At 68.5% G+C, this 19,195-nt stretch carries 11 protein-coding genes; 5 read left to right on the forward strand and 6 right to left on the reverse strand.

What is annotated here, in order from left to right; genetic code table 11:
• Nucleotides 1-36: 36 nt before the first annotated feature.
• Together eda and edd are read right to left on the reverse strand one after the other, a co-directional pair.
• Nucleotides 37-678, reverse strand: a complete 642-nt coding sequence (gene eda / locus Q0Z44_RS07725) for a bifunctional 4-hydroxy-2-oxoglutarate aldolase/2-dehydro-3-deoxy-phosphogluconate aldolase (RefSeq protein ID WP_298011580.1) — start codon at nucleotides 676-678, stop codon at nucleotides 37-39.
• Nucleotides 679-730: 52 nt separating this feature from the next.
• Nucleotides 731-2,575 (reverse strand): phosphogluconate dehydratase, encoded by a 1,845-nt coding sequence (gene edd, locus Q0Z44_RS07730; RefSeq protein WP_298011581.1) that lies wholly within the window; start codon nucleotides 2,573-2,575, stop codon nucleotides 731-733.
• A 196-nt stretch (nucleotides 2,576-2,771) separates the two neighbouring features.
• On the opposite strand from edd, the gene zwf reads away from it, so the two are divergent.
• The 3 genes from zwf to Q0Z44_RS07745 all read left to right on the forward strand — a co-directional run bounded on the left by zwf (nucleotide 2,772) and on the right by Q0Z44_RS07745 (nucleotide 6,041).
• Nucleotides 2,772-4,244: a glucose-6-phosphate dehydrogenase gene (zwf, locus tag Q0Z44_RS07735; protein WP_298011582.1), complete on the forward strand. Its 1,473-nt coding sequence runs from the start codon at nucleotides 2,772-2,774 to the stop codon at nucleotides 4,242-4,244.
• 83 nt (nucleotides 4,245-4,327) lie between these two features.
• Entirely contained in the window at nucleotides 4,328-5,035 is a 708-nt protein-coding gene (gene pgl, locus Q0Z44_RS07740; RefSeq protein ID WP_298011583.1) for a 6-phosphogluconolactonase, read from the forward strand.
• A gap of 34 nt (nucleotides 5,036-5,069) precedes the next feature.
• Nucleotides 5,070-6,041 carry a glucokinase gene (locus Q0Z44_RS07745; RefSeq protein WP_298011584.1) on the forward strand — a complete coding sequence of 324 codons (972 nt, stop codon included), beginning with the start codon at nucleotides 5,070-5,072 and terminating at the stop codon, nucleotides 6,039-6,041.
• Nucleotides 6,042-6,123: 82 nt separating this feature from the next.
• Here the strand turns inward: Q0Z44_RS07745 and Q0Z44_RS07750 are convergent, their stop codons facing one another.
• Complete coding sequence (locus tag Q0Z44_RS07750) at nucleotides 6,124-7,245, reverse strand: acyl-CoA desaturase (RefSeq protein ID WP_298011585.1); 1,122 nt, start codon at nucleotides 7,243-7,245, stop codon at nucleotides 6,124-6,126.
• A 13-nt stretch (nucleotides 7,246-7,258) separates the two neighbouring features.
• Nucleotides 7,259-8,359, reverse strand: a complete 1,101-nt coding sequence (locus Q0Z44_RS07755) for a ferredoxin reductase (protein ID WP_298011586.1) — start codon at nucleotides 8,357-8,359, stop codon at nucleotides 7,259-7,261.
• 133 nt (nucleotides 8,360-8,492) lie between these two features.
• Between Q0Z44_RS07755 and fabR the strand changes: the two genes are divergently transcribed.
• Both fabR and Q0Z44_RS07765 read left to right on the forward strand, forming a co-directional pair.
• Nucleotides 8,493-9,197: an HTH-type transcriptional repressor FabR gene (fabR, locus tag Q0Z44_RS07760; protein WP_298011587.1), complete on the forward strand. Its 705-nt coding sequence runs from the start codon at nucleotides 8,493-8,495 to the stop codon at nucleotides 9,195-9,197.
• Nucleotides 9,198-9,299: 102 nt separating this feature from the next.
• Nucleotides 9,300-12,812 (forward strand): transglutaminase family protein, encoded by a 3,513-nt coding sequence (locus Q0Z44_RS07765; protein ID WP_298011588.1) that lies wholly within the window; start codon nucleotides 9,300-9,302, stop codon nucleotides 12,810-12,812.
• On the opposite strand, the gene Q0Z44_RS07770 is transcribed toward Q0Z44_RS07765, so the two are convergent.
• Together Q0Z44_RS07770 and Q0Z44_RS07775 are read right to left on the reverse strand one after the other, a co-directional pair.
• Nucleotides 12,813-15,920: an efflux RND transporter permease subunit gene (locus tag Q0Z44_RS07770; protein ID WP_298011590.1), complete on the reverse strand. Its 3,108-nt coding sequence runs from the start codon at nucleotides 15,918-15,920 to the stop codon at nucleotides 12,813-12,815.
• 10 nt (nucleotides 15,921-15,930) lie between these two features.
• Nucleotides 15,931-17,064 carry an efflux RND transporter periplasmic adaptor subunit gene (locus Q0Z44_RS07775; protein WP_298011592.1) on the reverse strand — a complete coding sequence of 378 codons (1,134 nt, stop codon included), beginning with the start codon at nucleotides 17,062-17,064 and terminating at the stop codon, nucleotides 15,931-15,933.
• Between the last annotated feature and the right edge of the window lie 2,131 nt (nucleotides 17,065-19,195).

Consider the following 19,195-nt stretch of genomic DNA (forward strand, 5'->3'; position numbering starts at 1 on the left):
CCGCGATGGCGCCGACCCCATACAACAACGGTGTGATCAGGCCGCGCGCAAGGTCGAGGCCGCCTGGGCCAGATCGCGGATGGCATTCCAGTCACCCGCCTTCACCAGCGCTGCGGGCGCCAGCCACGAACCGCCCACGCAGGCCACATTGGGCAGGCTCAGGAACTGAGGTGCGGTCTCAACCGTGATGCCGCCCGTGGGGCAGAACAGGGCGTCGGCAAACGGCCCACCCAGTGCCTTGAGCATGCCGACGCCGCCGGCCTGCTGGGCCGGGAAGAACTTGAAGTTGGTGAAGCCCCCGTCCAGCGCGATCATCAGCTCGGATGCCGTGGCCACGCCCGGCAGCAGGCCCGTCGTAGCGTGCTGTGCGTGTTCGATCAGGGCCGGTGTCAGCCCCGGCGACACCATGAACTGCGCGCCGGCCTCGGCCGCGGCTTCCCACTGTGCAGGCGTGGTCACGGTGCCGGCGGCCACCACGGCCCCGTCCACCTGCTGCGCGATTTCGCGGATCACTTCGATTGCGTTCGGCGTGCGCAGCGTGATCTCGAGCACCTTGAGGCCGCCTTCGACCAGCGCACGGCCCAGCGGCACGGCGTCTTCGGTGCGGTCGATCACGAGAACCGGGATCACGGGGCTCAGGCGCATGAAGGAGGCCAGGCCGGGGTTCAGGTTGGGCATCGTCGTGTCTTTCTTGGAGAGGATCAGTGAGTGAGCGAGTGCGCGTGGCGTGTCAGAAACCGCCGAAGCTCATCGCGCCCTGTTCTGCGCCGGTGATGGCCTGACGGAAGCCCCCGAACAGCTCGCGGCCTGTGCCCGCCCAGTTGGCGGACAGATCGGCCGTGTCCACCGTGCGTTGGGCCCATTCGGCTGCAGGCACGAGGGCCTCGAGTGTGCCGGCGTCGGCGTCCAGCCGAATCAGGTCACCTGCGCGCACCTTGCCCAGCGGGCCGCCCGCCGTCACTTCCGGCGTCATGTGGATGGCAGCAGGCACCTTGCCAGAGGCACCGGACATGCGCCCGTCGGTCACCAGGGCGACCTTGAAGCCCTTGTCCTGCAGGTTGGCCAGTGTGGGTGTCAGCGAGTGGAGTTCGGGCATGCCGTTGGCCCGCGGGCCCTGGAAGCGCACCACAGCCACGAAGTCGCGGTTCAGCTCGCCGCGCTTGTAGGCGGCAATGAGTTCGCTCTGGTCGTTGAAGAGCACGGCAGGTGCTTCCACCAGGCGGTTCTCGGGCTTGACCGCCGAGACCTTGATGACCGAGCGACCCAGGTTGCCCTTGAGCACGCGCAGGCCGCCATCGGGCGAGAAGGGGGCGCTGACGGTGCTGACCACGCTGGCGTCGCCGCTCTGTGCGGGCGCGTCCACCCACACCAGATGGTCGCCGTCCAGTTGTGGCAGGCGGGTGTAGGCGCGCAGGCCTTCGGTGCCGCCAGCGACGGTCTTCACGTCTTCGTGCAGCAGGCCGGCATCCAGCAGTTCGCGGATCAGGAAGGCCATGCCCCCTGCCGCGTGAAAGTGGTTCACATCGGCCTTGCCGTTGGGGTAGACGCGGGCCAGCAGCGGGGTGATGGTGGAGATCGCATCGAAGTCATCCCAGTCGATGACGATGCCGGCCGCACGCGCCATGGCCACCAGATGCAGCGTGTGGTTGGTGGACCCGCCGGTGGCCATCAGCCCGACCAGCCCGTTGACGACGGCGCGTTCGTCGATGACGTGGCCCACAGGGGTGTACTGGCTGCCCAGGCGCGTGAGGCGCGCAGCCTGGCGAGCGGCTTCTCGGGTCAGCGCGGCGCGCAGTGCGCTGTGCGGGTGCACAAAGGCCGAGCCGGGCAGGTGCAGGCCCATGATCTCCATCAGCATCTGATTGCTGTTGGCCGTGCCGTAGAACGTGCAGGTGCCTGGGCCGTGATAGGCCTTTTCCTCGGCCTCAAGCAGCTCGTCCTGGCCCACCTCGCCAGCGGCAAAGCGCTGGCGCACCTTGGCCTTGTCGTCGTTGCTCAGGCCGGTCGTCATGGGGCCGGCCGGCACGAACACCGTGGGCAGGTGGCCGAAGCTCAGTGCGCCGATCAGCAGGCCAGGCACGATCTTGTCGCACACGCCCAGACACAGGGTCGCATCGAACATGTTGTGAGACAACGCGATGGCCGTGGACATGGCGATCACGTCGCGCGAAAAGAGCGACAGTTCCATGCCGGCCTTGCCCTGTGTGACGCCGTCGCACATGGCAGGCACGCCGCCAGCGAACTGCGCCGTGGCACCCACCTCGCGGGCGGCCTGCTTGATCCACTCCGGGAACTCGGCCAGCGGCTGGTGGGCCGACAGCATGTCGTTGTAGGCCGACACGATGGCGAGGTTGGGGCTGCGTTGTTCGCGCAGCCAGATCTTGTCGCCGGCCGGTGCGGCCGCGTAGGCGTGGGCGAGGTTGGTGCAACCCAGGGCCGAGCGCTCGACCGGGCCCGTCTGGCCTGCCGCATCGATGCGGGCGAGGTAGGCCGCACGCGAGGCCGCGCTGCGTTCGCGGATGCGGTCGGTGACGGCTTGGAGTTGCGGGTGCAAGGGGGCAGGGGAGGTGGCCATGTTGAAGACACGTAGGCTGGCAGAGCACCGAATGTAGCGAAATTTCAATAGCTTTTCCAGTCTGACCCTTCCGACACTGGATGTTTAAAAGATGCTTTGGCCTTGATGCGAGGGATAACCCGGAACGCACTCTCACGTTTAAGTGGCTTCCGTTGAAGTAGTATTACTACATTGTTCTGCGACGTCCCGAGGAAACATGGGTACACGACTGCAAGCCGCTCCCGAACTGGACCTGGTCATCTTTGGTGGCACGGGGGACCTCGCCATGCGCAAACTGCTGCCGGCCTTGATCCGCCTGCAGCACGACGGGTTGCTGCCGGCCAGGCTGCGTGTCATCGGCGTGGCGCGCGAGCCGCTGGACCGTGATGCCTTCCGTGCGCTTGCCCAGCAGCGCGTGTCGGCGTGCCTGGGCGCGGCATTCGATGTCGCTGCCTGGGACCGCTTCGCCGAGTTGCTGGATTACGCCTGTGTGGACGCCACCGAGGCCACTTCGTACGAGGGGCTGGCGTCGACGCTGCTGGCTGCGCCCGAGCGGGAGCGCGTGTTCTACCTGTCAACGGCGCCGCGTCTGTTTGCCACGATCTGCGAGCAGCTGGCTGCGCGCGGGCTGCACACCGAGCGCAGCCGCGTCGTGCTCGAAAAGCCACTGGGGCATGACCTGGCCTCATCGCAGGCCATCAACGATGCGGTGGGCGGCTTCTTCGGCGAGCAGCAGATCTACCGCATCGACCATTACCTGGGCAAGGAGCCGGTGCAGAACCTGCTGGCGCTGCGCTTCGGCAACGCGCTGTTCGAGCCGCTGTGGCGGCGCGAATCGGTGCGCGACGTGCAGATCACCGTGGCCGAGGAACTGGGCGTGGAGTCGCGCGGCGACTTCTATGACCAGGTGGGCGCGATGCGCGACATGGTGCAGAACCACCTGCTGCAGCTGCTGTGCATCGTGGCGATGGAGCCACCGGCGTCGATCTCGGCCGACGCCGTGCGCGACGAGAAGCTGAAGATCCTGCGGGCCCTCAGACCCATTGCCGGCGCCGATGTCGGCCTGAAGACCGTGCGCGGCCAGTACCGTGCCGGGGCGGCCGGCGGCAAGCCGGTGCCCGGCTATCTGGAAGAGGATCGCATCCCGCCGGGCAGCACGACGGAAACCTTCGTGGCGCTGCGCGCCGAAATCGACACCTGGCGTTGGGCCGGCGTGCCGTTCTTCCTGCGCACCGGCAAGCGCATGCCGCAGCGCGTGGCCGAAATCGTCGTCAACTTCCGCAGCGTGCCGCATTCCATCTTCGGGCAGACAGCCGACAGCCTGAATCCCAACCGCATGGTGATCCGCATGCAACCCGAGGAAAAGGTGGAGCTGCACCTGCTGGCCAAGCAGCCGGGTGACGTGATGCACCTGCAGCCCGTGCACCTGAACCTGGACTTTGCCGAGACCTTCCGCTCGCGCCGGCTGGATGCCTACGAGCGCTTGCTGATGGATGTGATGCGTGGCAACCTGACGCTGTTCGTGCGCCGCGACGAGCAGGAAGCCGCATGGCGCTGGGTCGAGCCCATCATGGATGCCTGGAAGGCCTGCACCGAGCGGCCGAAGGCCTACACGGCGGGCACATGGGGGCCGGCGGCCTCGAGTGCCCTGCTGGGATGGGATGGCCTGGCCTGGCATGAAGAAATCTGATCCCATTCCCGAGCGTGGCGGTGCGGACGGGCACCGCGATTGCCCGTCATCTGGCCGCCGCTTCACCCTCGGGTCCTGACACCATGCAACTCAATCACCACACCGCTGCCGACGCCACCACCCTGGCGGCCGATCTGGCGCGCTTCACCGCAGACCACCTGCAGGCCGGCCTCGCCGAGCGCGACCGCGTGCTGCTGGTGCTGTCTGGCGGCAGCACCCCGGTTCCCTTCTTCGAGGCGCTGAGCAAGCTGCCGCTGGACTGGTCTCGCGTGGTCGTGACCCTGGCCGACGACCGATGGGTGCCGCACGACCATGCCGACAGCAACGCCCGGCTGGTGCGTGCCCATCTGCTGCAAGGGCCGGCCGGGGCTGCCACGTTCGTGCCCGTGAGCAGCGAGGCGCCGTCGCCCGCCGCCGGGCAGCGCGCCATCGAGGACGAGTTGGTCGAGCTGCCGTGGCCGGCCGAGGTCACGGTCTTTGGCATGGGCGGCGATGGGCACACGGCCTCGCTGTTTCCGCATGCGCCCGAACTGGATGCCGCGCTGGACGACGCTCACGCGCCGCTGACGCTGCCGGTGGGGGCGCCCGCGCAGCCCAACGTGCCGGTGCCGCGCCTGACCCTCACACGCCGGGCCCTGCTCGACACGCGCTGTGCCGTGGTCCATTGCACTGGCGCGGCCAAGCGCGCCTTGCTGGAGCAGGCGGCGACGGCGGGCGACATCGCCGAACTGCCCATCCGCATCGTCTTCCAGCAGGACCGCGTGCCCGTGCACGTCTTCCACGTCGACTGACGTCGGCTTTGCCCATTCCGACCCGAACCTGATCATGTCTGCCAGTTACCCCCGTCTGCTCGGCGATGTGGGCGGCACCAACGCCCGCCTGGCCCTTCAGCAAGCGCCCGATGCCCCCATCGAGCACATCGTCAACCTGCCGTGCAAGGACTTTGCCGGCCCCCAGCAGGCGATCGAGCACTACCTCGCGCAGGTGCTGCCGCACACCGGCGGGATGCGACCGCGCTCGGGCGTGGTCGGCATCGCGAACCCCATCCTGGGTGACCACATCGCGCTGACCAACGCGCACTGGGCGTTCTCGATCAGCGCGCTGCGTGATGCGCTGGGCCTGGAATCGCTCCGCTTCCTCAACGACTTCACCGTGCTGGCGCTGTCGCTGCCCGGGTTGCCGGTCTCCGATCTGGTGCAGGTGGGTGGAACCGAGCCCATGCCGGACAAGGCCAAGGCGCTGCTGGGTGCGGGCACGGGGCTGGGCGTGTCGGGCCTGGTGCCGGTGCCGGGCACGGGGCGGTGGGTGCCGTTGGAAGGCGAGGGCGGCCACGTGACGCTGCCCGCCTTCGACGAGGAAGAGGCCAGGGTGCTCAGCGCCTTGCGCGCGCTGCTGCCCGGCCATGTCTCGGCCGAGCGCGGCGCGCTGTCGGGCCAGGGGCTGCAGGCGCTGTACCAGGCGCACTGCCACCTGGCGGGCGCCGAGGCCAGCGCACTGAGCCCCGCCGAGGTGACCCAGCATGCGCTGGACGGCAGCGATGCGCACTGCGTGGCGGCGCTCAACACCTTCTGCGCCATGATGGGCACGGTCGCGGCCGACCTGGCGCTCACGCTGGGGGCACAAGGCGGTGTCTACATCGGAGGCGGCATCGTGCCCAAGCTCGGTGACTTTTTCCTGCACTCGCCCTTCCGGGCCCGCTTCGAAAGCAAGGGGCGTTTCGGGGCCTACCTGGCCCGCATCCCCGTGTACGTGATCCACTCGGCCTACCCGGCCCTGATCGGCGCCAGTCGCGCCTGAGGCTTCACGCCGCCGCACCGCTGTTCGTTCTGCCCAAAAAGAAACCCGCCTGTTGGCGGGTTTGCTTTTGCGGAGGTGAACCTCAGGCGGCAGGCTGGGCCGAGCGCCGCACGCGGGCGGGCGAGCTCGGGAACGAGTGCCGCAGGATGCGCCAGATCACTTGGCTGAACTGCTTGACCATCGAGCCGGTGTTGTAGAACTGGCCATAGCGCGCGCAGATCTCCTTCACTTCCACCGCCATGGTGGCGTAGCGGTTGGCCGGCACGTCGGGGAACAGGTGGTGCTCGATCTGGTGGCTCAGGTTGCCTGTCCACAGGTCGATCAGCTTGCCACCCGTCAGGTTGGACGAGCCGCGCACCTGACGCAGGTACCAGTGGGCGCGCGTCTCGTTCTTCAGCACGCTCTTGGGGAAGGTCTCGACGTTGGTCGTGAAGTGACCGCAGAAGATGACGGTGTAGGTCCAGATGCTGCGGATCACGTTGGCAACTGCGTTGCCCGCCAGCACGGTGAGGAAGCCAGGGCCGGCCAGCAGCGGGAACACCAGGTAGTCCTTGATGATCTGGCGGCGCATCTTCAGCAGCGCCGGGTGGGCGATGCGGTACATCTGCTTGTTGCTCACACGGCCCGACAGCCAGCGGCCCAGGCGCAGATCCTGAATGGCCACGCCCCATTCGAACAGCAGCGCGAAGATGATGGCGTAGATCGGCTGGCCAAGGCGCGCCGGATGCCACTTCTGCTCGGGGAACAGGCGCAGCACGCCGTAGCCGAGGTCCTCGTCCATCCCGTGCACGTTGGTGTAGGTGTGGTGACGGAAGTTGTGGGTCTTGCGCCAGTTGTCGCTGGTGCCGGCAATGTCCCACTCGAAGTGCTTGCCCTGCAGGTGGGCGTCACCCATCCAGTCGTACTGGCCGTGGATCACGTTGTGACCCAGCTCCATGTTGTCCAGGATCTTCGACATGCCGAGGATGACGGCGCCCAGCGCAGCAGCCGGGAACAGCCAGCCTTCCGGCAGGAAGAAGGCCGCCATCAGCAGGATGCGGCCCAGCGCTTCGGTGTAGCGCACGGCCTTGTAGATGCGGCGGATGTAGCGGGCGTCGCGTTCACCGAGGTCGGCCACGGTGCGGGCGCGCAGCGCGTCGATTTCGGCACCGAAGCGCTCGATCTCTTCGGCGTTCAGCGTGCGGTGCAGGGATGCGGTGCTCATGCTCGTGGGCTCCTCAAAGGTCCAGCGTGACGTCGGTGCGGGCGCGGCTCACGCAGATGCGGACCTGGCCTTCTTCCTCGGTGCTCTGTTCTTTCGTGTTGATGTCTTCAATGGTGCCGGCGCGCTTGGTGCACACGCAGGTGTGGCACACCCCCATGCGGCAGCCTGACCGCGGGTTCACGCCGTGCGCCTCCAGCGCTTCAAGCAGCGATTGCCCGGTCGACACCTCCAGGGTGCGGCCGGTGCGGGCGAGCTGCACGCGCACGGTGGTGGCATCGGTGGTGTCGATCTGAGCCGGCGTGAAACCCTCGGCCAGGAAGCGGTGCACACGGCCTTCGGTCAGGGCGCGGGCGGTGTCGACGAAGCCGCTCGGGCCGCAGGCGTACACCTGCGCGTCCGACATGTCACCAGCCAGCTCGGTCAGCTGCTCGGTGCTGATGAAGCCGCTGTGTTCGCCGGCAATCAGCTGGGCCTCGTGCGTCAGCACGATGTGCAGGTGGAAATTGGGGAAGCGCCGGGCCAGGCCCTGCAGCTCCAGCAGGAAGCACAACTCGGCGCGCGTCTTGGCCCAGTAGACCAGGGTCGTGTCGACCGGCATGTTCTGTGCGGCCAGAGCCCGCGTCAGGCTCATCAGCGGGGTGATGCCGCTGCCGGCGGCCAGAAACACCCAGCGGCCTTCCGGCTTCGCGGGCAGGGTCATCTCGCCGAAAGCCGGGCCGATCTCCAGCACGTCGCCGACCTGGACATCGCGGCACAGGTGGGTGCTGAGCTTGCCGCCCTCGACTCGCTTGATGGTCAGGCTGAAGCGGCCGTTGCGTTGCGGGATGCCCGTGAGACTGTAGCTGCGCGTGGTGCGCCGGCCATTGACCTCGGCACTGACGTTGACGTGCTGACCCGGCTGAAAGCGGCCGACGTGGCGGTTGGGCTTGAGCACCAGGGTGACGGTGTCGGCCGCTTCGACGCGACGCTCCACCACCTTGGCGAGCGGGCGAGACCACGACCAAGCCGGGTTGAGGTGACCCACCCAGAAGTCAAAGACATCGGGGGCGATGAACGGCTCGATGAGCCGACCCAGCGTGGAGGGCGCGCGTGCGCCGGAAGCGGAGACAGACACGGTGTCGGAGGGCCTTTCGAAAAGGGCGCAGATCAGGAACTTGCCACCGAGTATACGCACGCCAGAACAATTGTCTATACACGTGTGCATTAATTCGGGCCCGTATGATGTCGGTCAGTTCTAACCCAGCTTCATGACAACACTCTCCTCGCCGGTGCCCGGTCTCGCTTCTGTCTCGGAACTGGCTGCCGCCTCTGTCGCGTCGGTGCCAGCCGGGCCCGGGCGCAAGGCTGTCATTTCACGCGAGGACATCATCACGGCCGCGCTCAAGCTGCTGGGGCCGCACCGCAGCGTGTCCAGCTTGAGCCTGCGTGAGGTGGCGCGCGAGGCGGGCATTGCGCCCAACAGCTTCTATCGCCAGTTCCGCGATGTGGACGAGCTCGCCGTGACCCTGATCGACCGGGCCGGCGAGTCGCTGCGCCAGATCATCGGGGAGGCCCGCCGGCGCGCGCGGCGCGAGGGCAGTGTGGTGCGTAGCTCGGTCGAGGCCTTCATGGAGCAACTGCAGGCCGACGACAAGCTGCTGCACATCCTGCTGCGCGAGGGCTCGGTGGGTTCCGACGCCTTCAAGCAGGCGGTCGACAGGCAGCTCAATTTTTTTGAGGAAGAACTCCGGCTGGACCTGATTCGCCTGGCCCGTGCCGGGCGCACGGGGCTGCACGAGCCGGCGCTGACCGCCAAGGCCATCACCCGGCTGGTGTTCGCCATGGGCGCGACGGCGATGGACCTCAGCCCCGCGCGGCAGCGTGAAGTAACCGAGCAGATGGTCATCATGGTCCGCATGATTGTGGAAGGCACGCAGGCCATGGCGGCCTCCGCCGAGCGCCCCGACCGCTGAGCCTGCCCGTGGGGCGGGGTGCACCGCACCAAACTGGTGGCCCGCAACTTGCTCTTGTCACACGGTCTCTGCACCATGGGTGCAGGCCCTACGGAGAGTCGTGTGTCCATCCACGTTGCCCTGAATCACGTCACCCACTACCGCTACGACCGCCCGGTCACCCTGTCGCCCCAGGTCGTGCGCTTGAGGCCCGCGCCCCACTGCCGCACCCGCATCCTGTCGTACACGCTCAAGGTCGAGCCGGCCGCGCACTTCATCAACTGGCAGCAGGATCCGTTCTCGAATCATCTGGCGCGGCTGGTCTTTCCCGACAAGACAGAGGTCTTCAAGGTCACGGTCGACCTCGTCGCCGAGATGGCGGTCTACAACCCGTTCGACTTTTTCCTCGAGCCCTACGCCGAGCGCTTTCCCTTCGCGTACGACGCGGCCTCGCTGCACGACCTGCAGCCCTACCTCGCTCGGGCCGAGCTCACGCCCGCGTTCAAGGCCTTCATCGACAGCATCGACCGCACCGAGGTGCGCACGATCGACTTCCTGGTGGGCCTGAACCAGCGTCTGCAGCGCGAGATTGCCTACACAGTGCGCATGGAGCCCGGCGTGCAGACGCCCGAGCAGACGCTGACCTTGAAATCGGGGTCGTGCCGCGACACGGGCTGGCTGCTGGTGCAGGCCTTGCGCCACATGGGGCTGGCGGCGCGCTTCGTGTCGGGCTACCTGATCCAGCTGAAGGCCGATGTGGCGTCGCTCGACGGTCCCTCGGGCACCGAAGTCGACTTCACCGACCTGCATGCCTGGTGCGAGGTGTTCCTGCCCGGCGCGGGCTGGATCGGGCTGGATCCGACCTCGGGTCTGCTGGCCGGCGAGGGCCACATCCCGGTGGCCTGCACGCCGGAGCCCTCCGGTGCCGCACCCGTCACCGGCGCGGTGGACGAGTGCGAGGTTGCGTTCGAGCACCACATGGCCATCACCCGCATCTACGAATCGCCCCGGGTGACGATGCCCTACACCGACGACCAGTGGGCGGCCATTGGCGCGCTGGGAGAGGCAGTGGATCAGCAACTGAGCCAGGGGGATGTGCGCCTGACCATGGGGGGCGAGCCGACCTTCGTGTCGGTGGATGACCGCGATGGCGCCGAGTGGAACACCGACGCGCTGGGCCCCACCAAGCGCGGCCTGGCCACCGAGCTGGTGCACAAGCTGCGCGCCCGGTATGGCGACGGCGGCTTTCTGCATTTCGGGCAGGGCAAGTGGTATCCGGGCGAGCAACTGCCGCGCTGGGCGCTCTCCATCTTCTGGCGCGCCGATGGCCAGCCGTGCTGGCATGACGCCAGCCTGTTTGCCGACGAGCGCCACGCACCGCGCTACACCACGGACGACGCGCAGCGCTTCATCGAGGCGTTGAGCAACAAGCTGGGCGTCGGCACGGCGCACATCCAGACCGGCTACGAGGACACCTGGTACTACCTGTGGCGCGAACGCCGTCTCCCGGTCAACGTCGACCCGCTGGAGGCCCGGCTGGACGATGAACTGGAGCGCGTGCGCTTGCGGCGCGTGTTCGGCCAGGGACTGGACCACCGCGTGGGCTATGTCCTGCCGCTCAAGCGCGACGAAGGTGTCGGCATGGCGGGCCCGAAATGGGTGACCGGGCCGTGGTTCTTCCGGGACGAGCGGATGTACCTGGTGCCCGGCGATTCGCCGATGGGCTACCGCCTGCCGCTGGATTCGCTGCCGTGGGTAAGCGAGGCCGACTACCCCTATGTGCACGCGCACGATCCGTTCGCGCCGAAGGCCCCGCTGGCCGAGGCGTCTGCGCTGCGCGCGCAGTATGCGGCCCATCAGGTGGGCGGCGGCTTTGCGCAGGGCGGGGCGGTGTCCGTTCAGGGGCAGGCTGCCGAGGGGGCAAGCGGGCGCGGCGTGGGGGGCGAGTGGGGGCATCTACCGGCCAATCCGGCGACCGGGGCAGCAGGCTCCAGCACTGGGCCCGATGGCGACACGGCCCGCATGCCCGCCCGCCATGAGTCGGCACACTGGATCACGCGCACGGCGCTGTGCGTCGAGGTGCGCAACCCCGACCGCGCCAATGGCCCGAAGGTCGAGTCGGCGGGACAGGGCGGTGGCGTCATGTACGTGTTCATGCCGCCGCTGAGCAGCCTCGACGACTACCTCGACCTGCTGGCCGCGGTGGAAGCCACGGCCGCCGAACAGGGCGTGCAGATCGTGCTGGAAGGCTACCCGCCGCCGCGCGATGTGCGCCTGAAGGTGCTGCAGGTCACGCCCGATCCTGGCGTGATCGAGGTGAACATCCACCCGGCTTCGAACTGGGCCGAGCTGGTGGACCACACCGAGTACCTGTACGAGGCCGCGCACCAGACCCGCCTGTCGACCGAGAAGTTCATGGTCGATGGCCGGCACACGGGCACGGGTGGGGGCAATCACTTCGTGCTGGGCGGGGCCACGCCGGCCGACAGTCCCTTCCTGCGTCGGCCCGATCTGTTGCCGTCACTGCTGACCTTCTGGCACAACCACCCGTCGCTGTCCTACCTGTTCTCGGGCCTGTTCATCGGGCCCACCAGCCAGGCGCCGCGCATCGACGAGGCCCGTCAGGATCAGGTCTACGAGATGGAGGTGGGGCTCAAGGAAATCGAGCGCCAGATGGGCGTGTGGGGCCAGTGCCCGCCGTGGCTCATCGACCGCATGCTGCGCAACCTGCTGATCGACGCGACAGGCAACACGCACCGCAGCGAGTTCTGCATCGACAAGCTGTATTCGCCCGACGGCCCCACCGGCCGGCTGGGGCTGCTGGAGCTGCGCGCCTTCGAGATGCCGCCCCATGCGCGCATGAGCCTGGTGCAGCAGTTGCTGTTGCGTGCGCTGGTGGCCTGGTTCTGGCGTGAGCCGTATCAGGGCCACGGCGCGCAGCGCCTGACGCGCTGGGGCACGGGCCTGCATGACCGCTTCCTGCTGCCCAGCTTCGTGCAGCAGGACTTTGCCGATGTGCTGGCCGAGCTCGAGATGGCCGGCTATGCCTTCGACCCGGCCTGGTTCGCGCCGCACTTCGAGTTCCGCTTCCCCTTCATCGGCGACTTCGCGGCCTCGGGTGTGAAGCTCACGCTGCGTGGGGCGCTCGAGCCCTGGCACGTGATGGGCGAGGAGGGCGCCATCGGGGGCACCGTGCGCTATGTGGATTCGTCGCTGGAGCGGCTGGAGGTCAAGGCCTCGGGGCTCAATGGCAACCGCCATGTCATCACGGTCAACGGCCACATCCTGCCGCTGCATCCCACCGGCCGGGTGGGCGAGTTCGTGGCCGGCGTGCGCTACCGGGCCTGGCAGCCGCCCGCCTGCCTGCACCCCACCATCGGCGTCGACGCACCGCTGGTGTTCGACGTGGTCGACACCTGGCTCAAGCGTTCGGTGGGCGGGTGCCAGTACCACGTCGCGCATCCGGGCGGCCGCAATTACGACACCTTCCCGATCAACGCCTACGAGGCCGAGAGCCGGCGGCTCGCGCGCTTCTTCCGCATGGGCCACACACCCGGCGTGATGAACCTCAAGCCGCTGCCACCCGGCATCGAGCACCCGCTGACGCTGGATCTGCGGGTGGCCCGACAGGGCTGATCAGTTCGCCTCGCGCAGCGGGGGCTCTGCTTCACCGGCGGAGCCCCGTGCGCGGCGCACCAGCCGCTTCGTGCGGGCAATGCCGCCGTCCACCAGGCTGAACACCACCGGGATCACCAGCAGGCTCAGGAACGTGGACGTGATCAGCCCGCCGATCACCACGATGGCCATCGGCGCGCGGAAGCTCGGGTCGACGCCGATGCCCAGCGCAATGGGCATCATGCCGGCCCCCATGGCGACGGTCGTCATGATGATCGGCTGTGCGCGCTTGTGGCAGGCATCGAGAATGGCCTCGAAGCGCGACAGGCCCTGCTCGCGTTGGGCGAGGATCACGTAGTCCACCAGCAGGATCGAGTTCTTGGTGGCGATGCCCATCAGCATGATCAGGCCGATCATCGACGGCATGGACAGCGCCGTCTGCGTGATGAACAGCGCGACGATCGCGCCCGGCACCGACAACACCAGTGCCGTGAGGATGGTCGCGGGCTGAATGAAGTCCTTGAACAGCAGCACGAGCACCACGTAGATGCACAGCACGCCGGTCAGCATGGCCAAGCCGAAGCTGGCGAAGAGCTCACCCATGGCTTCGGCATCGCCCACCGTGGTCTGCGTGACGCCGGGGGGCAGGTTGCGCAGGCTGGGCAGGGCCAGGGCCGCCGCTTCCACGGCCCCCAGTGGCTGCTGGTTCAGCTCGATCTCGAAGTTGATGTTGCGCTGGCGGTCGTAGCGGTCGATCTGTGCCGGGCCGCTGGCCAGGGCGATGGTGGCGACACTCGAGAGTGGCACTGCACCCTGCGCACCGGGCACGGGCAGGCGGCGCAGCAGCTCGATGTCCTCGCGGGCCGAGGTGGGCAGGCGCACCACCACCGGCACCTGGCGCTGGGCCAGGTTGAGCTTGGAAAGACTCTGGTCGTAATCCCCGGCGGTGGCCACGCGCAGCGTGTCGGCAATGGCGCTGGCCGTGACGCCCAGGTCGGCTGCCCGCGCAAAATCGGGCCGCACGATGAGTTCGGGTCGCACGAGGCTGGCCGTCGATGTGACGTTGCCGATGCCGGGCAGTGTGCGCAACTCGCGTTCGACCTTGGCGGCATGGGCGCTCAACACCTCGCCGTCTTCACCGGCCAGCACGAGGACGTACTTGTCGTTGGCGCCGCCCAGGCCCACGCGCACCCGGGCGCCGGGCAGGGCCTGCAGGGCCTCGCGCATCTGGCCTTCGATGTCCTGCTTGGTCAGCCCCGGCCGCTCGCTGCGGTGCGTGAGGTTGACCGTGAGGGTGGCCTTGCTGACCTCGGTGGCCCCGGCGGAGGTGAAGGGGTCTCCACCCGCCTTGCCGGCCCCGATCGCCGTGTAGACGAGCTTGACGTTGGCGTTGGCCGCCACGATGCGCCGCGCGTCTTCGGCCAGTTGTTTCGCCTGGGCGAGCGTGCTGCCGGGGGGCAAGGTCAGCGTGACCTGCGTCTGTGAGAGGTCGTCTGGCGGGAGGAAGCCCGTGGGCAGTCGGCCGCCCATGAAAATGGCTCCGAAGAAAAACCCGATGGTCAGCAGCACGGTCAGCAAGCGGTGCTTCAGGCACCAACGCGCCCAGCCCAGGTAGCGCGCCATCCAGAAGGGCTCGCGGTGCGCGTGGCGCGGCGGCTTCAGGATGTAGGCCGCCATCATCGGCGTCAGCATCCGCGCCACCACCAACGAGAAGAACACGGCGATGGCGGCCGTCCAGCCGAACTGCACGAAGAACTTGCCGGCCACGCCGCTCATGAAGGCCGTGGGCAGGAAGACGGCAATCAGCGTGAACGTCGTGGCGATCACCGCCAGGCCGATTTCGTCAGCGGCCTCCATCGCGGCCTGATAGGGCGTCTTGCCCATGCGCAGGTGGCGCATGATGTTCTCGATCTCGACGATGGCGTCATCGACCAGCACGCCCACGACGATGGACAGCGACAGCAGCGTCACGACGTTGACGGTGAAGCCGAACAGGTACATGACCCCGAAGGTGGGTAGCACCGACAGGGGAAGGGCGGCGGCCGCCACGAGTGTGGCACGCCAGTCGCGCAGGAAGAGGAACACCACGATGACGGCCAGCGCGGCACCTTCGTACAGCAGGTGCATCGAGCCGGTGTAGTTCTCCTTGACCGGATCGACAAAGTTGAAGGCCTCGGTCACGGCGATGTCGGGGTGCTCCTGTTGCAGTCGGGACAGCGCCTCGCGCACGCCGGCTTCCACCTCGACCTCGCCCGCGCCGCGCGCGCGCACCACTTCAAAGCCGACCACGGGCTTGCCGTTCAGGAAGGCGGCGCTGCGCGCGTCGGCCACGGTGTCGCGCACGCTCGCCACGGTGTCGAGCCGCACGCGGCGGCCGTCGGACAGGCTGATCGACATGGCGCCCAGTTCCTCGGCCGACTGCACGGTGGCAATGGTGCGCACAGACTGCTCGGCACCGCCGATGTCGGCCCGGCCGCCCGAAGCCTCCTGCTGGATGGCACGCAGCTGGCGCGACACATCGGCCACGGTGGTGTTGAGCGCCAGCAGGCGTGCGGGGTCGAGCTCCACGCGCACTTCGCGCGTGACGCCGCCCACGCGCGACACCGCCCCCACACCCTTGACCGACAGCAGCCGGCGCGTGACCGTGTGGTCCACGAACCAGGACAGCGCTTCGTCGTCCATGCGCGGCGAGGCCACGGTGAAGGTCAGGATGGGCAGGCCGGAGAGGTTGATCTTCGAGATGGCCGGATCACGCAGCTCGGCGGGCAGGTCGGCCCGAACACGTGCCACGGCATCCCGCACGTCGTCCACGGCCTCCTGAATGGGCTTTTCCAGGCGGAATTCCACCGTGGTCGTGGCCTGTCCGTCCTGCACCGTGGTGTAGATGTGCTTGACGCCTTGCAGGGTCGCCACGCTGTTTTCGATCTTGCGTGCCACCTGGGTTTCCAGTTGGGCAGGCGAGGCGCCGGGCAGCTGTGCGGTCACCACCACCGAGGGCAGCTCGATGTCGGGAAAGTTCTGGATCTTCATCCGGCTGAAGCCCATCAGGCCCACCAGCGTGAGCATGATGAACAGCAGGATGGCCGGGATCGGATTGCGAATCGACCAGGACGAGACGTTGAGGCTCATGGGGTGTCCTTCAGCGTGCGGCCGGTGCGCTGGCCACGACCTTCACCAGGTCGCCCTCGCTGAGAAAGGCGCCGCCCGACACGACCACGCGGTCTTCGGGTTTGAGGCCGCCTCGCACCTCGATGCGGTCGCCCACGCGGCGGCCCACATCGATCTTCACGGCGCGCAGCCGGTTGCCCGGCCCCACGGTGTAGACGAGGTGGAAGCCCTCGCGCAGCAGCACGGCGCTTTGCGGCAGAGTCTGCGCCGGGGTGGTGCCCAGTTCGATCCGCCCCGTGGCAAACATGCCGGCCCGTGCGACCCCGCCCGCGGGCACGTCCACATAGACCAGGCCCAGGCGGTTGCCCGGGTTCAAGGTGGGGGCGACCGTGCGCACCTTGCCGTTCAGTGTCGTGCCACCCGTCAGCGTCAGGCTCACGGGCTGACCGGGTTGAACGCGTTCCAGATCGACCTGGGGCACTTCGCCGCGCCATTCCAGCCGGCCCTGCCGGATCAGGCGGAACAGCTCCTGACCGGGCTGCACCACGCTGCCCACCGTGGCCGGGCGGGCCGAGATCACGCCGTCGTCCGGTGCCAGCACGCGGGTCTGGCTGAGCCGCAGATCGTCGACCGCCAGACGCGCCTTCTGCGCTTCGACCCGGGCGCGGGCGGTCTGCTCGACGGTGAGGGCCTGCTGCACCTGTTGGGCACTCATGAAGCCCTGCGGCTGCAGCTGGCGGGCGCGTTCGGCATTCGCCTGGGCTTCGGCCAGGGCCGCTTGCGCTTCCGCGACGGCCGCCCGCGTGGCCGCGGCCTCGGCGCGCACGGTGTCCTGGCGGAACTCGGCCAGCACCTGTCCACGGCGCACCGTGTCGCCCACGTTGACCAGCACCTGCTGCAGTCGCAGGCCGCTGGTTTCGGCGCCGATGATGGCCTCCTGCCACGCCGCAATGCTGCCGTCGGCGCTGATCGTGCGTGGCCACGACGCCGCCTCCAGCGAGGTGACGTTGACGCTCAACGCCGCACGGGCGGAACCGGCGCTGGAGGCCGAGTCTGCAGCGGACGCGCTTTCAGCGGGGTTGGCGGATTCGTCGCGCCCGCAGGCCCCCAGCAGGGTGAGGGTCAGGAGCGTGGCGGACAGGGTCAGGCTGCGGAGTCGGTTCATGGCTTCCCTTGGCATGGTGACGGGCCCTCGACGTGGCCCTTGCCGGCATGTCGCCAGCGAGTGTACGCGGGCGTTTCAACGGGCCCGGTGCCGTGCGCCGTACCCGCTCCCGCGCGCTGGTCTCACCGGCACGGGTGAACGCGTGGTAAGCCTCTTGCTTGCTTCGTCGACAATGCACATGCCGGTTTTCCCAACCGGTCGCTGCGCCCCTGCCTGCCCATGCCCTCCTCACTGCCCCTCTTTGACGATGTCGACCCTGCTCCTGCCGTGGCGGAGGACCTGCTGCGCCGGGCTGCCGCCGTGGAGAGCGGGCATCACGACGAACTGCGCGGGCCGGATGGCGGGCTTCGGCCCGCCTGGCAGACGTTTGCAGACCAGCTGGGGGCGCCGCTGGATGACCTGACCCGCCGCCAGGCCCTGCTGGCCCGTCAGATCAACGAGGACGGCATCACCTACAACGTCTACAACGCCCAGGGCGAGCCCAGCCGACCCTGGTCGCTCGAGACGCTGCCCCTGCTGATCGACGCCGACGAATGGCGCGGCCTCGAGCGCGGCATTGCACAGCGCGCCAGCCTGCTGGACCACATCCTGCGCGACGTCTATGGCCCGCAGTCTGCCTTGAAGGAGGGGTTGCTGCCCCCCGCGCTGGTGCTCGGCCATCCGGGCTACCTTCGCGGCCTGCAAGGGGTCTCGCCGGTCGGCGATGTGTACCTGCATGTGGTCGCGTTCGACCTGGTGCGCGGGCCGGACGGCGCCTGGTGGGTGGTGTCGCAGCGCACCCAGGCGCCATCGGGCCTTGGCTACGTCATGCAGAACCGGCTGATCGTGTCGCGTCTGTTCCCCGAGGCCTACCGCGCACTGAACGTGCAGCACCTGGCCACGGGCTACCGTCGCCTGATCGACACCGTGACCGAACTGGCCAGCCGTTGCGCCGGCGGCGCCACACCGCGGCTGGCGTTGCTGACGCCCGGCCCCTACAACGAGACCTATTTCGAGCAGGCCTACCTGGCGCGCTACCTCGGCCTGCCGCTGGTAGAGGGCGGGGATCTGGTCGTGCGCGACGACACCGTCTACCTGAAGACGGTGCAGGGCCTCGAGCCCATCCACGGCCTGCTGCGCCGCCTCGACGACGACTTTTGCGACCCGCTGGAGCTGCGGTCCGAGTCGACGCTCGGTGTGCCGGGGTTGCTTCAGGCTGTGCGCGCCGGCAAGGTGGTGCTGGCCAACGCCCTGGGCACCGGCTTTCTCGAGTCGCCGGCCGTGCACGGCTTCCTGCCCGCGCTGTCCGAGCGGCTGCTGGGCGAGCCGCTGGCCCTGCCGTCGCTGCACACCTGGTGGTGTGGCGAAGCCCCGGTGTGGCAGCGGGTCCGTGAGGAACTCCAGGCCCACGTCATTCGTCCGAGCTTTCCGTATGCGGGCACACCGGGTTTCGGCTCGCCACGCCTGCGCCAGAGCTTCGACGCCATCACCGGCCCCACGCTGACCCCCGCTGCCCTGCAGACCTGGCGCAGCCGCATTGACCATGACCCCGCGGCCTACACGCTGCAACGCTTCGTGCCTTATGCCCAGGCGCCCGTGTGGAGCGAAGGGCGCGTGGCGATGCGAGGGGCGTCCCTGCGCGTCTATGCGCTGTCGGACGGGCGCGGCGGCTGGCAGGTGCTGCCCGGGGGCATGACCCGCATTGCCACACGCGACGCCGGGCCGGTCTCCATGCAGTTGGGTGGATCGAGCCTCGACACCTGGGTCATGACCGATGGCCCGGTGGACACCTTCTCGATGCTGCCCGCCACCGTGAAGCTCGATGAACTGGTGCAGCGGCAGCGCCCCGTGGCCAGCCGCACCGGCGAAAACCTGTTCTGGATGGGGCGCTACACCGAGCGCAGCGAATTGCAGTTGCGCCTGACGCAAGGGCTGCTGAACCTGCAGTCCGCCGACGACGAGCCCGAGAACGCGGTGCTTGAAGCCCTGTCGACGCTGGCCCTGGCCAACGGCCTCGTGCCCCCGGGCACGCCCAGCCTGCGCCAGTCGCCGCGGGTGTTCGAACGCGCAGCGCTGGAGGCGTTGGCCGACGCCCAGGCCGCGCAGGGCGAGATCGGAAGAGCACACGTCTGAACTCCAGTCACCGGATAAC

Source organism: uncultured Aquabacterium sp., from assembly GCF_947366995.1.
Classification (GTDB): Bacteria; Pseudomonadota; Gammaproteobacteria; order Burkholderiales; family Burkholderiaceae_C; genus Aquabacterium.

What these genes read in the sequence shown, in the direction of transcription:
- eda (WP_298011580.1), bottom strand. Translation starts at nt 678, where the DNA reads ATGCCCAACCTGAACCCCGGCCTGGCCTCCTTCATGCGCCTGAGCCCC.
- edd (WP_298011581.1), bottom strand. Translation starts at nt 2,575, where the DNA reads ATGGCCACCTCCCCTGCCCCCTTGCACCCGCAACTCCAAGCCGTCACC.
- zwf (WP_298011582.1), top strand. Translation starts at nt 2,772, where the DNA reads ATGGGTACACGACTGCAAGCCGCTCCCGAACTGGACCTGGTCATCTTT.
- pgl (WP_298011583.1), top strand. Translation starts at nt 4,328, where the DNA reads ATGCAACTCAATCACCACACCGCTGCCGACGCCACCACCCTGGCGGCC.
- Q0Z44_RS07745 (WP_298011584.1), top strand. Translation starts at nt 5,070, where the DNA reads ATGTCTGCCAGTTACCCCCGTCTGCTCGGCGATGTGGGCGGCACCAAC.
- Q0Z44_RS07750 (WP_298011585.1), bottom strand. Translation starts at nt 7,245, where the DNA reads ATGAGCACCGCATCCCTGCACCGCACGCTGAACGCCGAAGAGATCGAG.
- fabR (WP_298011587.1), top strand. Translation starts at nt 8,493, where the DNA reads ATGACAACACTCTCCTCGCCGGTGCCCGGTCTCGCTTCTGTCTCGGAA.
- Q0Z44_RS07770 (WP_298011590.1), bottom strand. Translation starts at nt 15,920, where the DNA reads ATGAGCCTCAACGTCTCGTCCTGGTCGATTCGCAATCCGATCCCGGCC.
- Q0Z44_RS07775 (WP_298011592.1), bottom strand. Translation starts at nt 17,064, where the DNA reads ATGAACCGACTCCGCAGCCTGACCCTGTCCGCCACGCTCCTGACCCTC.